Consider the following 14,006-nt stretch of genomic DNA (forward strand, 5'->3'; position numbering starts at 1 on the left):
CCGGCTCCGGGAACCGCTCGAGGGCCCCCGCCCGCAGCTGATCGCCTGCTCCGTTCAACCCGTTCGGGTGACAGTGGGCGATCCGTGCCGCGACAGTCAGCTCGGCGCCAAGCACATCGCGATCTCCACAGGCCACATGGAAGGATGACGCAACCCACACATCACGAGGAGATGACCGCGTGCCTGGCACAAACCTGACTCGCGAAGAGGCGCAGCAGCGGGCGAAGCTGCTCACCGTTGACTCGTACGAGATCGATCTCGACCTCTCCGGCGCGCAGAAGGGCGGCACCTACCGGTCCGTGACCACGGTGCGCTTCGACGTCGCCGAGAACGGCGCCACGTCCTTCATCGACCTGGTCGCGCCGGCCGTGCACGAGGTGACGCTGAACGGCGACTCGCTCGACCCGGCCGAGGTCTTCGCCGACTCCCGGATCGCGCTCCCCGGTCTGCTGGAGGGGCGCAACATCCTGCGCGTCGTCGCGGACTGCGCGTACACCAACACCGGCGAGGGCCTGCACCGGTTCGTCGACCCGGTGGACGACCAGGCCTACCTCTACACCCAGTTCGAGGTCCCGGACGCCCGCCGCGTGTTCGCCTCGTTCGAGCAGCCGGACCTCAAGGCGACCTTCCAGTTCACCGTGCGCGCGCCGGAGGGCTGGACCGTCATCTCCAACTCGCCCACCCCCGAACCCGAGCACAACGTCTGGGTGTTCGCGCCGACGCCGCGGATCTCGTCGTACATCACGGCGCTGATCGTCGGCCCCTACCACTCGGTGCACAGTGTGTACGAGAAGGACGGCCGGAGCGTGCCGCTCGGCATCTACTGCCGTCCCTCGCTCGCCGAGTACCTCGACTCGGACGCCATCTTCGAGGTCACCCGGCAGGGCTTCGACTGGTTCCAGGAGAAGTTCGACTACGCGTACCCGTTCGAGAAGTACGACCAGCTGTTCGTGCCGGAGTTCAACGCGGGCGCGATGGAGAACGCGGGCGCGGTGACCATCCGCGACCAGTACGTCTTCCGGTCGAAGGTGACGGACGCGGCGTACGAGACGCGCGCGGAGACCATCCTGCACGAGCTGGCCCACATGTGGTTCGGCGACCTGGTCACCATGGAGTGGTGGAACGACCTGTGGCTGAACGAGTCGTTCGCCACCTACACGTCGATCGCCTGCCAGGCCGACGCGCCGGGCTCGCGCTGGCCGCACTCGTGGACGACGTTCGCCAACTCCATGAAGACGTGGGCCTACCGGCAGGACCAGCTGCCCTCCACGCACCCGATCATGGCGGACATCCGCGACCTGGACGACGTCCTCGTCAACTTCGACGGCATCACCTACGCCAAGGGCGCCTCGGTGCTCAAGCAGCTCGTCGCCTACGTCGGCGAGGACGAGTTCTTCCGCGGCGTGCAGGCCTACTTCAAGCGGCACGCGTACGGCAACACGCGCCTGTCGGACCTGCTGAGCGCGCTGGAGGAGACCTCCGGCCGGGACCTGAAGAACTGGTCGCGCGCCTGGCTGGAGACGGCCGGCATCAACGTCCTGCGCCCGGAGATCGAGACCGACGCGGACGGGGTCGTCACCTCCTTCGCCGTCCGCCAGGAGGCCCCGGCGCTGCCCGCCGGCGCCAAGGGCGAGCCGACGCTGAGGCCCCACCGCATCGCGATCGGGCTGTACGACCTGGACGCCGCGAGCGGCAAGCTGGTGCGCGACGCGGACGGCGGCCGCATCGAGCTGGACGTCGACGGCGAACGGACCGCCGTGCCGCAGCTGGTGGGCCGGCGCCGCCCGGACGTCGTCCTGCTCAACGACGACGACCTGTCGTACGCCAAGGTCCGGCTGGACGAGGCCTCGCTCGCCTTCGTCACCGAGCATCTCGGCGACTTCGAGTCGTCGCTGCCCCGCGCCCTGTGCTGGGCGTCGGCGTGGGACATGACACGCGACGCCGAGCTGGCCACCCGCGACTACCTGTCCCTGGTGCTGTCCGGCATCGGCAAGGAGTCCGACATCGGCGTGGTCCAGTCCCTGCAGCGGCAGGTGAAGCTGGCGATCGACCTGTACGCCGCCCCCGCCGGGCGCGAGTCGCTGCTCGCCCGCTGGACGGAGGCGACGCTGGCCCATCTGCGGACGGCCGAGCCGGGCAGCGACCACCAGCTGGCGTGGGCGCGCGCCTTCGCGGCGACGGCCCGGACGCCGGAGCAGCTGGACCTGCTGGAGGCGCTGCTCGGCGGCTCCCAGACGGTCGAGGGCCTGGTCGTGGACACCGAGCTGCGCTGGGCGTTCGTACAGCGGCTCGCGGCGGTGGGCCGCTACGACGAGACGGAGATCGCCGCCGAGTACGAGCGGGACCGCACCGCGGCCGGCGAGCGGCACGCGGCGACGGCGCGGGCGGCCCGGCCGACGCCGGAGGCCAAGGCGGAGGCGTGGGCGTCGGTCGTGGAGTCCGACAAGCTGCCGAACGCCGTGCAGGAGGCGGTCATCGGCGGCTTCGTCCAGACCGACCAGCGGGAGCTGCTCGCGCCGTACACCGACAAGTACTTCGAGGTGGTCAAGGGCGTCTGGGAGTCCCGTTCGCACGAGATGGCCCAGCAGATCGCGGTCGGCCTCTACCCGGCGGTCCAGGTCTCCCCGGAGACGCTGGCCAAGACCGACGCGTGGCTGGCCTCGGCGGAGCCGAACGCCGCGCTGCGCCGGCTGGTGTCGGAGTCGCGGTCGGGCATCGAGCGGGCGCTGAAGGCGCAGGCCGCGGACGCGTAGCCCTCCGGGCGGGGGCCGTTGGTCGTCGCCGCCCGGTCTCTTTTCGCGGGCGGTGCCTGCCTTTGGGCGGGTGCCGCCCGCTTGCTACTCGGCAGTGGCGGCGCTCGCGTGCTTCCCGGCAGTGGGCGGCTGCGGTCCACCGCGGGCGGCAGTGGGTGGCGTGCACGGCTGTGGGCGGCGTGCACGGCTGTGGTCGGCCGCGAGCGGCGGTGGGGGGGGTGTGCGCGGCTGTGCACGGCTGTGGTCCGCCGCCGGCGGCGTGGGCGGCGTGCGCGGCTGTGCACGCACGGCTGCGGTCCGCCGCGGGCGACGTGCGCGGCTGTGCACGGCTGTGGTCCGCAGCGGTCGGCAGGGGCGACTGCGCCGGATGGCGCCTGCCGGCTGGTTCGCCGTTCCCTTTCGACGGGGCGCCGTCCGCTTCCCCCACGGGCCGCCGGCGGCCTCGTCACCGGAGGCCGCCGCCCGCCCTTCCGCCCGGTTCGACGCCGCCCGATCCCCGCCGCGTCCCGCCCGTCGCCGCCGCCTCACACCCGCCGGGCGATGTCCAGCATGGTCCGCACGTGCAGCCCCGTCTGCGCCGGCACCGGCAGCCACACCGGCTCGTACGTCTTCTCCAGCTCCTGGCACCACTCGCGCACCAGGTCCCCGAGCACGTCCGCGGTGCGCGGGTCGGTGCGGGCGAGGGCCCGGCGCATCATGGACGCCGCGCGCAGCGGAATGCGGCGGGCTGCGATGCCGAGGGTGGCGAAGTGGCCGCGGGAGCCGGTGAGTTCCTCCGCGGTCCAGGTCGCGGCGACCGAGGGGGCGACCTCGATCAACTCGCGGGCCGCGTCGCGCAGGGGCAGCAGGTCGTCGGGGACGGCGTCCGCGCCGGGATCGCCCAGGACGGCGGCGAGGTCGCGGGCGCGGCCCAGCAGCACCTCGGCGACGCGGGCGACCGCGCGCTCCGGGTCGGGGGCCGGCCGCGGGTCGGACACCCCGGGGACCCCCCACGCGGGCGCCTCGACGAGGGTGGTCAGGGTGCCGTACTTGCGCGGGTGGAGCCAGGTGCTCTCGGCGGTGAAGCCGCTCGGGTCGCGTTCGCTGCCGCCGCGGTCGCCTGGCAGCAGCAGCACCCCGGGCGGTTCGGGGAGCCAGTCCGGGCCGTCGCAGGGATGGTGGTCGAGCGGGACGCGCAACCGCGCGGCCGTGTCCCGGAAGGCCTGCCCGGCGCCGGGCACCGGCCGGGTCAGCATCGCGAACGCGCCGCCGAACTCGATGCCGTGCAGTGTGAACTGGGCCACCGGCCGCAGTTCGTCCAGCAGCCGGACCAGCGTCGCCGACTCGGGCATCGGCGGCACCGGCGGTCCCGGAGCGTCCTGCACGGGCAGCGACTCGGGCTGGCGGGCGAACGCGGGCCGGTAGAAGTGCCGATGGCACTCCTCCAGCGAGGGTTCCGGCTCCCTGGGCGCCCAGCCCTGCGCCAGGTGCGCCCCGTCCGGGTCGAGGCAGAGCAGGAAGTGCCAGGTGCAGTCGAGCCGTTGGAGCAGTGCGGGCCGGCGGGCGAGGAGGGCGGCGAGACGCAGGGACGACGCGCCGCCGACGGGTTCGTTGGCGTGGGCGCCGGCGACGGTGAGGATCTGCCGTTCGCCGTGGCCGGCCGACAGCAGCCACAGCGGGCGTCCCGCCCTGCTCTCGCCGACGGCGCCCAGGCGCAGCGCCCCGGGCGCCGAGGCAGCCAGCGCGCGGGCCCGGCGCTCCAGTTCGCCGACGGCCGGATACCACGTAGTCCGCACGCTGGTGCTCCGATCAGGCGCCCTGGGAGTTGCTGTCCCCGGTGGTCTCCTTCTTGTCCAGCGGGCGAATCACGATCTTCTCGGCCATGTGCGGCTCCTTCCAAGGAAGTTGGCTGAACAACGGCCCGCTTCGCGGTTTCCTGCCCAGGTTCGTTGGGGTGAACAACTGTGTCAAGGGTGCCGATACCTACCAAGAGGTGACCGCGTGACCACCGATGTCAGGTCCTTGCGACGCCCCCGCGTCAAGCCCGAGCACCGCCCCTACCGCACGGTCGACGGCCATGTGCGCATCGGCAGCGTCGTGCACGGCATCGGCGCGGAGATCGCCGACCCCAAGGGCTGGGTGTGGTTGCTCGTCGAGGCGCTGGACGGGTCGCGGGCGCCGTCCGCCGTGGTGGCCCGGGTGCTGGCCGGACACGGGGACGTGACCGGGGATGACGTCTGGCAGGCCATGGCCGATCTGCTGGCCGCCGGGTTCCTGGAGGACGCGGCGGCGCCCGTGCCGGTGTCCGGTCGGGAGCGGGAGCGCTACAGCCGGGGCGTGCCGCTGCTGCGCTGGATGGACCGGGGTCCGCGGACGAGCCCGTGGGAGGCGCAGCTCCTGCTGCGCCGGGCCCGCGTGCTGGTGCTGGGCGTCGGCGGCACCGGCGGCCACGCGGCGCAGAGCCTGGTCGCCTCCGGTGTGGGACAGGTGCACTGCGTCGACCCGGACGTGGTGGAGCTGTCCAACCTCAACCGGCAGCCGCTGTTCCGCGAGGACGACATCGGCCGCCCCAAGACGGAGGCCGCGGTGGCCACGCTGCGGGCGCTGAACTCGGACGTGACGGTCACCGGGCAGCGGCTGGAGGTGCGCGGCCCGGCCGACCTGACGGCCCTGCTCGCGGGCGGCGACCCCGACCTGCTGGTCCTGGCCGCCGACCGCCCCGACGACCTGCGGCGCTGGGTCAACCGGGCCTGCATCGCGGCGGGTCTGCCCTGGGTCGACGCCGGCTACCGGGGGCCGCTGGTGACCGCGGGGGTGTACGTGCCCGGGCGGGGCGCCTGCTGGGAGTGCCTGCGCGTGGGTGAGGCCGCCCGGCGCGAGCTGCGGCTGGCGCCCGGCCAGGACGAGCGGGTGGCCTCACCCCGTATGCCCTGGAACCCGGCGTCCGCCGTCACCGCCGGCCTGTCCGGCGCGCTCCTCGCGCACGCCGCCCTCGCCCTGCTCACCGGCATACCGGACCTGGAACCGGGCTTCCGCTTCGGCGTGAACCTCATGCTGCCCGGAGAACCGCACCTCCAGCGCTTCCCCCGGCAGGCGGACTGCGCCGCCTGCGGCGGGGTGCGGACGTGAGCCGCGTCCGGCTGCACGAACTGGCCTCCCGCCCCGACGGCGACGAGTGGATCGTGGGGCGGATGGCCACCGGCCGGTTCGTCGCCCTGCCCGGCGTCGGCAAACGCGCCCTCGACCTGCTGGGGGCGGGGCTGAGCAGCGCCGAGACGGCGGAGCGGCTGCGCCGGGAGACCGGGCAGGACGTCGACGTGGCCGACTTCGTGGACGCGCTGGTGGGGCTCGGCTTCGTCGCCGAGATCGACGGCCGGCCGGTGCCGTCGCCGGTCCCGCAGAAGCCGACACTGCCCCGGCTGCGGCCCCGGCACGTGCGCTGGGCGCTGAGTCCGGTGGCGCCCGTGATGGTCGGTCTGCTGATCGCCGCCGCGCTGCTCGCCCGGCCGGGCGTCCCGATCGGCCACCGCACCCTGCTGTGGAGCGAGCACGGCAGCGCCGTCGTCGCCTTCGGGGCGGCGGCCGGCTGGGCGCTGCTGCTGCTCCACGAGTGCGCCCACCTGGTCACCGCCCGCGCGACCGGCGTGCCGGCGCGGATACGGCTGGGCACCCGGCTGCAGTTCCTGGTGATGCAGACCGACATCAGCGGCATCGAACTCGCCCCGCGCCGCCACCGCCTCACCGCCTACCTCGCGGGCAGCGCCGTCAACCTCGCCGTCGCCTCCGTGGCCGCCCTCGCCGCGGGCGCCACCGACGGCACCGCCCACCGCGTCCTGGCCGCGCTCACCGTGCTGGCGCTGCTGCCGCTGCCGTTCCAGCTGATGTTGTTCATGCGCACGGACGTCTACTTCGTCCTCCAGGACCTGCTCCGCTGCCGCGACCTGTACGGCGACGGCCGGGCCTACGCCCGCCACCTCGGCCTGCGGCTGCTGGGCCGCGCCGCGCCGGACCCGAGCCGCCGGCTCCCGGCCCACGAACGGCGGGCGGTGCGCGTGTACAGCGCGGTCCTCGTCACCGGCACCGCCCTGTGCCTGGCCTTCCTCGCGACGGTGACCCTGCCCGCCGACGCCGCCCTGCTGGCCAACGCCGTCACCTCCCTCGTCAGCCCCGGATCCTCGGCGACGCGGCGACTGGACGCGGGAGTCGTGACGGTCGCGCTGGGCGGGGTGCATGTGCTGTGGGCGCGTACATGGTGGCGGGCGCGGCGGGAGCGGAGGGGGAAGGAGAGGGGGAGGAAGCGGAGGGGGGCGGGGTGAGTGCGAAGGACTGGGGGCGGCGGGCGGGACGGGCGGACCGGCCGCCGAGCTGTCCCGCCACCGTCGCGCCGAACGCCACCGCCATGCCCGCGAGCTGGAGCGGGGTGAGCGCCTGTCCGAGGGCGGCCCAGCCGACCACGGCGGCCGTCAGCGGGGACAGCGGGCCGAGGAAGGTGACCTGGGTCGCGGTGAGCCGGCCGATGCCGCGGAACCACAGCCAGTACGCCACCGCCGTGTTGGCGACGGCGAGATAGAGGTAGCCGCCCACCGCACGGCCGTCCAGCGCGGGCGGCGCGCCCTCGGCGAGGAGGGCGACGGGGGCGATCAGCAGGCCGCCCGCCGTCAGCTGCCAGGCCGTGAGGGCGAGCGGGCCCACCCCCTCCGGCCGGCCCCAGCGCTTGGTGAGGACGGTGCCGGCCGACATGGACGCGGTGGAGGCGACGGCCGCCAGCACGCCGAGCACGTCCAGCGCACCGGCCGCCTCGAGCACGACCAGACTGACGCCGGACGCGGCGGCGACGCCGGTCAGCCAGGTCCGTGCCGTCGCCCGCTCCGCCAGCAGCAGCGCCCCCAGCCCGGCGACGAAAAGCGGCCCGACCGAGCCGACGACGGCGGCCATTCCGCCGGGCAGCCGGTACGCCGACAGGAACAGCAGCGGGAAGAAGGCGCCGATGTTCAGCGCGCCGAGCACCGCGGCCTTGCCCCACCACACGCCGCGCGGCAGCACCCGGGCCATGGCGAGCAGCAGCAGACCGGCGGGCAGCGCGCGCACCAGGCCGGTGAACAGGGGGCGGTCGGGCGGGAGGAACTCGGTGGTGACCGCGTAGGTGGTGCCCCAGGAGACGGGGGCGAGGGCGGTGAGCAGAACGGTCGGGACGGTCGGGGCTGAGGGGACGGTCGCGGACCGTGTCATGGCCGGGTTCCTTCGGGAGGCGGACGCGAGTACATCACTAGATAGTGAGTAGCCAGTGATTAGCTTAGCACTAAGCAACTTCCCGCCAAGCCACTTTCTTGCGGCCGATCGAAGACGCCGGGGATACTCCCCTCATGAGCCAGAGCCCGACCCCCGCTCCCGCCCCCGACCCGGTCGACGCGATCGTGGCCCAGTGGGGCGCCGTACGGCCCGACCTCGACACCCGCCCGATGGAGGTCTTCGGCCGCATCTTCCGGCTGGCCAGGGCGATGGGCGACCGGATGGAGCAGGCCTACGCGCGCTTCGGCATCTCGCGCGGGGAGTTCGACGTGCTGGCGACCCTGCGCCGTTCCGGCGAGCCGTACGCCCTCTCCCCCCGCCAGCTCTCCGCCGCCCTCATGCTCACCACCGGCGGGATGACCGGCCGCCTCGACAAGCTCGAACGCGCCGGCCTGCTCCGCCGCTCCCCCGACCCGCACGACCGGCGCGGCCTCCAGGTCACCCTGACCGAGCGGGGCCTGGAGCTGATCGAACAGGCGGTGGGCGCGGGCCTGGCCGCCCAGACGCAGGCCCTGTCCTCCCTCGACGCCCAGCAGGCCGACCAACTGGCCGACCTGCTGCGGAAGTTGCTGGCGGGGGCGGAGGGGCCGGGGCGCTGACGCGCTAGCCGGCAGCCCCAACGGCTCGGCGGACTCCCAGGTGGGCGGTCAGGGCGGCCTCGACGGCTGCCGGGCCGGCGGCGTCCGAGGCCCAGGCGACGTAGCCGTCCGGGCGGACCAGGACGGTGGTGCGGCGGTCGCCGGTCCAGTGGGTGACGGCCAGACGGTCGTCGCCGGCCGGGTCCCGCCCGTCGTCCGTCCTGCCGTCCGTCCGTTCGTCCGTCCGGGGCGTGACGAGGACGAAGCGTCCGCCGCGCAGGCAGGCGTGGAGGCGGCCGTCGGTGACGGCGACGTCGGGCGCGCGGGTGCCGGTCAGGGGGTGGGCGCCGCGGGGCGCCGGGTAACGGTGGCCGAGGGCGGTGATCTCCCCGACGACCTTGCGGTGGGCGGCGGGGACGGTGTCGAGCAGCGCGGTGACCGCCGCCCGCAGGGCCCGCGCCCAGGGCCGGTGGGCCATCGCCAGGCGGACGATGGCGCCGCTGCTGCGGAGCACGGACGCGCCCACCGGGTGACGCTCGCGGTGGTAGGTGTCGAGCAGGGCGTCGCCTGCGTGGCCGTTCAGGACGGCCGCCAGCTTCCAGCCGAGGTTGGCCGCGTCCTGGAGACCGGTGTTGAGGCCCTGCCCGCCGGCCGGGGTGTGCACGTGCGCGGCGTCGCCCGCGAGGAAGACCCGGCCGACACGGTAGGCGGGAACCTGGCGCTCGTCGCTGTGGAAGCGGGACATCCAGCGGGCGTCGTGCATCCCGAAGTCCCGGCCGAGGGTGCGGCGGGTGATCTCCTTGATCTCCTCCAGGTCGAGGGGCGCGTCGTCGGGGACGTCATGATCGCGGCGCCAGCCGATGACGCGGTGATAGCCGTCGCCGAAGGGCGCAAGGAACGCGAAGGCGTCGCCGGCCGCGTCGGCGGTGAGCAGACTCTCCGGCTGCTCGGCGAGGCGCACGTCCGCGAGGACGACGGACCGGATGACCGACCTGCCGGGGAACGGCAGCCCGACCGCGTCGCGCACCGCGCTGCGCACGCCGTCGGCCCCGACGACGTACGCCGCACGCAACCGGTGCGCCGCCCCGGCCGGACCCCGCGTCCCGACGGTCACCCCGTCGGCATCCTGGGCGAGGCCGGTCACCTCGGTCTCGTACCGGAACTCCACGCCGGCCTCCCGCGCCCGCCGCTCCAGCGCCTTCTCCACCTCGTACTGCGGGATGACGAGGAGGTGGTTGAAGCGGGAGGGGAGCGTGTCGAGCCGGACGGTGAGCCGGCCGAAGAGGCGGAGGCGGTCGAGAGGGCGGCCCGCCGCCTCGATCTCGTCGGCGAGGGCCCGGGCGTCGAACTGTTCGAGGGTGCGGGCGTGGAGGACGAACGCGCGGGAGAGGTTGCTGATCCGGTGCGGGCGCTTCTCGACCACGGTGACCGGGACTCCGGCGGCGGCGAGGTCACCGGCGAGCAGGAGGCCGGTGGGGCCGGCGCCGACGACGAGGACGCGGGTGGGGGTGGCGCCGGGGTTGGGGGCGGAGGTGGGGCTGCCGGTGCTGGGGCTGGTGGTGCTCATGGGACCTCCAGAGTGCCAACGCTTGTTGGTCAACGACCGTTGGCCAACCGTTGTTGGCAACAGTAGGCCGGACGCATGGCGCAGTCAACACCCGTTGACCAACAGATGTTGACCAACGGGCATTGGCCGACAGGCGCTTGCCAACATGCGTTGGCCAACACTTGTTGTCCAACAGCGGTTGGCCTAAAGTCGGCGGCATGTCAGCCGATCAGCAGGAGCCCCCGGCCGCCCCGGCCCCCCGCCGCTCCGACACCACCCGTACCGCGATCCTCGCCGCCGCGCGCGAGCGCTTCGCCGCCGACGGATACGAGCGGGCCACCATCCGGGCCATCGCCAAGGACGCGAACATCGACCCGTCGATGGTCATGCGCTACTACGGCAACAAAGAGGGCCTCTTCGCCGCGGCCGTCGCCGTCGACCTGAAACTCCCCGACCTCGCGGCACTCCCCCGCGCCGAGATCGGCCGCGCCCTCGTCGAGCACTTCCTCGACACCTGGGAGGACAACGAGGTGCTGACCGCCCTCCTCCGGGTCGGCGCGACCAGCAGCTCCGGTGCCGAGCGGATGCAGGGCATCTTCCGGGAGCAGTTGCTGCCGGCGGCCCGGCAGGTCTGCCCCGACCCGGAACAGGTCCCCGCCCGCACCGCGCTGTTCGCGACGCAGCTGCTCGGGCTGGCGCTCACCCGTTTCGTCCTGCGCTTCCCGCCCGCCGTGGAGCTGACCCGCGAGGAGATCGTCGCCTGGCTGGCCCCGACGGTGCAGCGCTACCTCACCGCACCGAGCCCCTGAGCAAGGCGAGGGCGACCTCGAAGGCGACCTCGCAGGAGGCGGAAACACGCCGAGGGCGCCCTCCCCACCCTCGTACCGCGCGATGCGCAGGGGTACGAAGGAGGGGACGGCGCCCTCGGAAACGCGTGCGGCGTCCGCAGGCCGGACGATGCCGGGTGTTCGGCTGTCGGCTAGACGTTGGCCTTGGTGGTGATGTTGGAGCTGGTCGGGTCCTTCCGGTCGTGCGACCTGTCCAGGACCATCACCAGACCGGCGATGACCGCGAACAGCACGAGCGGGGCCACGACGTAGAGGCCCAGCGTCTCGACGACGCTCAGGCCCGTGCCGGGGTCGTCGCCGTCGTCGCGGGTGAGCGCGAGCGCGGGGGACGACATGAGCAGCATCATCAGCGTCGTACCGGCGGCCAGGGCGCCGACGCGCAGGGCGTTCTTCTTGTCCACGGTGCCAAAAGTACCGAACCCGGTGCGGGCCCGCGCGGCCGGGGTGCCGTAGCGGGCCCGCACCGGCGTCACACGTCCGGCGTCCGGTGTCCCGCGTCACACGTCCCACGTCCAGGACAGCGCGCCACCGCCCCCGCCGCCGTCCGGCGTCAGGAGGGCGTACCGCCGCCCCGCCGCAGCCCGGCGTCCCGCGTTCAGGACGCCAGTTCGCGTTCAGGACGGCAGTCCGCGTTCAGGACGGTGGCAGTCCGCGTTCAGGACGGTGCGCCGCACCCCCCTCCTCCCGCAGCACCTCCATCAGCGCCCGCAGCCGCGGCGAGGCGGCCAGTTCCTCCAGCGGCACGGGGCGCCCCTCGCCGTCCGCGATCGGCAGCCGCCAGTTCGGATACTCGTCCCAGGTCCCCGGCAGGTTCTGCGGACGCCGGTCACCGATGCCGTCCGGGAGCCAGACGCCGACGAGCCGGGCCGGGGTGCGCAGCAGGAAGCGGTGAACGGCCTGGATGCCGGCCTCCTCCGACGCGGTGCCCGCGCCGCCGCCGCCCCGCAGCAGGCCCAGCCCGGACAGCAGCTCCAGCCACTCGCCGGTGTCGGCGGCGGCCTCCGCCCGTTCGTCGGTCACCGGGCGGGTGAGCAGGCCGAGACGGTCGCGCAGTTCGACGTGCTCGCCGCCGAGCCGGGCGGCGGTGGGCGGCAGGTCGTGGGTGGTCGCGGTGGCGAGGCAGTCGGCGCGCCAGTCCTCGGGGGGCAGGGGCCGGCCGTCGCCGTCCCAGTCCCGTTCGAACCACAGCACGGACGTGCCGAGCACCCCGCGCTCGCGCAGCGTCTCCCGTACGCCCGGCTCCACGGTGCCCAGGTCCTCCCCGATCACCAGCGCCCCGGCCCGCGAGGCCTCCAGCACCACCACGGCGAGCATGGCCTCGGCGTCGTAGCGGACGTAGGCGCCCTCGGTCGGCGGCAGCCCCTGCGGCACCCACCACAGCCGGAACAGGCCCATCACGTGGTCGACGCGCAGTGCGCCGGCGTAGCGGAACAGGGCGCGCAGCAGGTCGCGCAGGGGGGCGTAGCCGGACTCGGCGAGGCGGTCGGGCCGCCAGGGGGGCAGGCCCCAGTCCTGGCCGCGGGCGTTGAAGGCGTCGGGCGGGGCGCCGACCGACATGCCGGCGGCGAAGTAGTGCTGCTGCGCCCAGGCGTCGGCGCCGCGCGGGTGCACGCCGACGGCGAGGTCGTGCACGATGCCGACCGGCATCCCGGCCTCGCGCGCGGTGCGCTGGGCGGCGGTGAGCTGGGCATCGGTGAGCCAGGCGAGCCGGGACCAGAAGTCGACCCGGTCCATCAGCTCCCGGCGGGCGCGCGCGGTCTGCGGTGAGCGGGGGTCGCGCAGGCCGGCGGGCCAGGTGTGCCAGTCGGGGCCGTGGATCTCGGCGAGCGCGCACCAGGTGGCGTGGTCCTCCAGGGCGCGGCCCTGTGCGGCGAGGAAGTCGCCGTAGGCGGCGGTGCGGCCGGGACCGAGGGGCACCTCGTGCAGCAGTTCGAGCGCCGCGCGCTTCAGTTCCCACACGGCGTCGCGGTCGATCAGTTCGCCCTTCTCCAGCACGCTCTCGCGCAGCCGGCCGGCCCGTTCGGTCAGCGCGAGGAGCCGTTCGCGGTCGTCCGCGCGGGTGGCGTGGGCGTACTCGGGGACGTCCTCGATCCGCAGGTGCACCGGGTCGGGGAAGCGGCGGGAGGAGGGCCGGTAGGGGGAGGGGTCGGTGGGGGCGCCGGGTACGGCCGCGTGCAGCGGGTTGACCTGGATGAACCCGGCGCCGAGGGCGCGTCCGGCCCAGGCGGTCAGCTCGCCGAGGTCGCCGAGGTCGCCCATGCCCCAGGAGCGGTGCGAGAGCAGGGAGTAGAGCTGGACCAGGAGGCCGTACGAGCGTCCCGTGGGCGTGGGCAGCCGGGCCGGGGCGGCGATCAGGTGGGCCTCGGCGGTGCGGCCGTCGGGCGCGGCGGCGGTCAGCCGGTGGACGCCGGGCGGGAGTCCCTCGACGGCGGACCGGGTCTCGCCCTGCTCGGTCTCGACGCGCAGCCGGGTGCCCTCGGGCAGGGCGGTCAGTGCCGGGGGCGGGCCGGCTCCCTCCCAGCAGACGACCGTCGGCGGCAGCAGGCGCCCGGCGAGTTCGTCGCGGCGGGCGGCGAGGGCTGCGCGGGTGGCCGCGGGGGTGCTCGCGTCGACGCCGAGGGCGGCGAGGGTGCGGGTGAGCGCGGCGGCGGAGGCGGTGACCGTGCGGTCGGGCGAGGGGCGGTAGGAGGGGGCCACGCCGTGCAGTTCGGCGAGGGCGCGCAGGTCGTCGCCGGGAGGGTCGGCCGGGCGGGGTGCGGTCATCTACGGCCTCGCGCAGTCGGCGTCCGGGGTGGCGAGCGGGGGCTCGCTGGTGAGGGGCTCGGCGTCGGGGAGCGGTGGTTCGCTGGTCAGGGGGGCCTCGGAGCAGGCGCCTTCGGCGCTGAAGGCGCACGCGTGGGGGGCGGGGAGGGCGGACGGCTCCGCCGGGCGTTTGGACAGTGCCGACAGCAGCAGTTGGGCGGACGCGGCCATGTGGCCTCCTTCGTCGGTTGCGTATGCGCAAGCCCTACCC

The 14,006-nt window shown here is 74.6% G+C and carries 11 protein-coding genes; 4 read left to right on the top strand and 7 right to left on the bottom strand.

Annotated elements, in window-relative coordinates; all coding sequences use genetic code 11:
• Nucleotides 1-179: 179 nt before the first annotated feature.
• Nucleotides 180-2,753, top strand: a complete 2,574-nt coding sequence (gene pepN, locus ACZ6KF_RS02510) for an aminopeptidase N (protein ID WP_469236914.1) — start codon at nt 180-182, stop codon at nt 2,751-2,753.
• 524 nt (nt 2,754-3,277) lie between these two features.
• Here pepN and ACZ6KF_RS02515 read toward each other — a convergent pair.
• Together ACZ6KF_RS02515 and ACZ6KF_RS02520 are read right to left on the bottom strand one after the other, a co-directional pair.
• Nucleotides 3,278-4,528 (bottom strand): M14 family zinc carboxypeptidase, encoded by a 1,251-nt coding sequence (locus ACZ6KF_RS02515; protein ID WP_469158512.1) that lies wholly within the window; start codon nt 4,526-4,528, stop codon nt 3,278-3,280.
• A gap of 13 nt (nt 4,529-4,541) precedes the next feature.
• The gene (locus ACZ6KF_RS02520) at nt 4,542-4,694 is read right to left on the bottom strand and encodes a hypothetical protein (protein ID WP_356631585.1); all 153 of its coding nucleotides are present in this window, start codon (nt 4,692-4,694) and stop codon (nt 4,542-4,544) included.
• 39 nt (nt 4,695-4,733) lie between these two features.
• On the opposite strand from ACZ6KF_RS02520, the gene ACZ6KF_RS02525 reads away from it, so the two are divergent.
• Entirely contained in the window at nt 4,734-5,861 is a 1,128-nt protein-coding gene (locus ACZ6KF_RS02525; RefSeq protein ID WP_469236917.1) for a HesA/MoeB/ThiF family protein, read from the top strand.
• 1,032 nt (nt 5,862-6,893) lie between these two features.
• Here ACZ6KF_RS02525 and ACZ6KF_RS02530 read toward each other — a convergent pair.
• Nucleotides 6,894-7,961: an EamA family transporter gene (locus tag ACZ6KF_RS02530; protein ID WP_356631581.1), complete on the bottom strand. Its 1,068-nt coding sequence runs from the start codon at nt 7,959-7,961 to the stop codon at nt 6,894-6,896.
• Between the two features lie 134 nt (nt 7,962-8,095).
• On the opposite strand from ACZ6KF_RS02530, the gene ACZ6KF_RS02535 reads away from it, so the two are divergent.
• Nucleotides 8,096-8,620, top strand: a complete 525-nt coding sequence (locus ACZ6KF_RS02535; protein WP_356631579.1) for a MarR family winged helix-turn-helix transcriptional regulator — start codon at nt 8,096-8,098, stop codon at nt 8,618-8,620.
• 4 nt (nt 8,621-8,624) lie between these two features.
• Here the strand turns inward: ACZ6KF_RS02535 and ACZ6KF_RS02540 are convergent, their stop codons facing one another.
• Nucleotides 8,625-10,166 (bottom strand): FAD-dependent monooxygenase, encoded by a 1,542-nt coding sequence (locus ACZ6KF_RS02540; protein WP_469236921.1) that lies wholly within the window; start codon nt 10,164-10,166, stop codon nt 8,625-8,627.
• 197 nt (nt 10,167-10,363) lie between these two features.
• Between ACZ6KF_RS02540 and ACZ6KF_RS02545 the strand changes: the two genes are divergently transcribed.
• Nucleotides 10,364-10,954, top strand: coding sequence for a TetR/AcrR family transcriptional regulator (locus tag ACZ6KF_RS02545; RefSeq protein WP_356631575.1), 591 nt, complete (start codon nt 10,364-10,366; stop codon nt 10,952-10,954).
• 170 nt (nt 10,955-11,124) lie between these two features.
• Here ACZ6KF_RS02545 and ACZ6KF_RS02550 read toward each other — a convergent pair whose 3' ends face one another.
• From ACZ6KF_RS02550 to ACZ6KF_RS02560, 3 genes are all read right to left on the bottom strand, one after another.
• Entirely contained in the window at nt 11,125-11,394 is a 270-nt protein-coding gene (locus ACZ6KF_RS02550; RefSeq protein WP_356631573.1) for a hypothetical protein, read from the bottom strand.
• Nucleotides 11,395-11,626: 232 nt separating this feature from the next.
• Entirely contained in the window at nt 11,627-13,756 is a 2,130-nt protein-coding gene (gene malQ, locus ACZ6KF_RS02555) for a 4-alpha-glucanotransferase (RefSeq protein ID WP_469236923.1), read from the bottom strand.
• Nucleotides 13,757-13,966 carry a hypothetical protein gene (locus tag ACZ6KF_RS02560; RefSeq protein ID WP_356631569.1) on the bottom strand — a complete coding sequence of 70 codons (210 nt, stop codon included), beginning with the start codon at nt 13,964-13,966 and terminating at the stop codon, nt 13,757-13,759. It abuts the gene before it with no gap.
• Nucleotides 13,967-14,006 lie beyond the last annotated feature (40 nt).

This window comes from Streptomyces sp. NPDC046379, assembly GCF_055587785.1.

Bases quoted from the DNA above. Each gene is read 5' to 3' on its own strand.
- ACZ6KF_RS02530 (WP_356631581.1), bottom strand. From the start codon at position 7,961: ATGACACGGTCCGCGACCGTCCCCTCAGCCCCGACCGTCCCGACCGTT.
- ACZ6KF_RS02535 (WP_356631579.1), top strand. From the start codon at position 8,096: ATGAGCCAGAGCCCGACCCCCGCTCCCGCCCCCGACCCGGTCGACGCG.
- ACZ6KF_RS02540 (WP_469236921.1), bottom strand. From the start codon at position 10,166: ATGAGCACCACCAGCCCCAGCACCGGCAGCCCCACCTCCGCCCCCAAC.
- ACZ6KF_RS02545 (WP_356631575.1), top strand. From the start codon at position 10,364: ATGTCAGCCGATCAGCAGGAGCCCCCGGCCGCCCCGGCCCCCCGCCGC.
- malQ (WP_469236923.1), bottom strand. From the start codon at position 13,756: ATGACCGCACCCCGCCCGGCCGACCCTCCCGGCGACGACCTGCGCGCC.
- ACZ6KF_RS02560 (WP_356631569.1), bottom strand. From the start codon at position 13,966: ATGGCCGCGTCCGCCCAACTGCTGCTGTCGGCACTGTCCAAACGCCCG.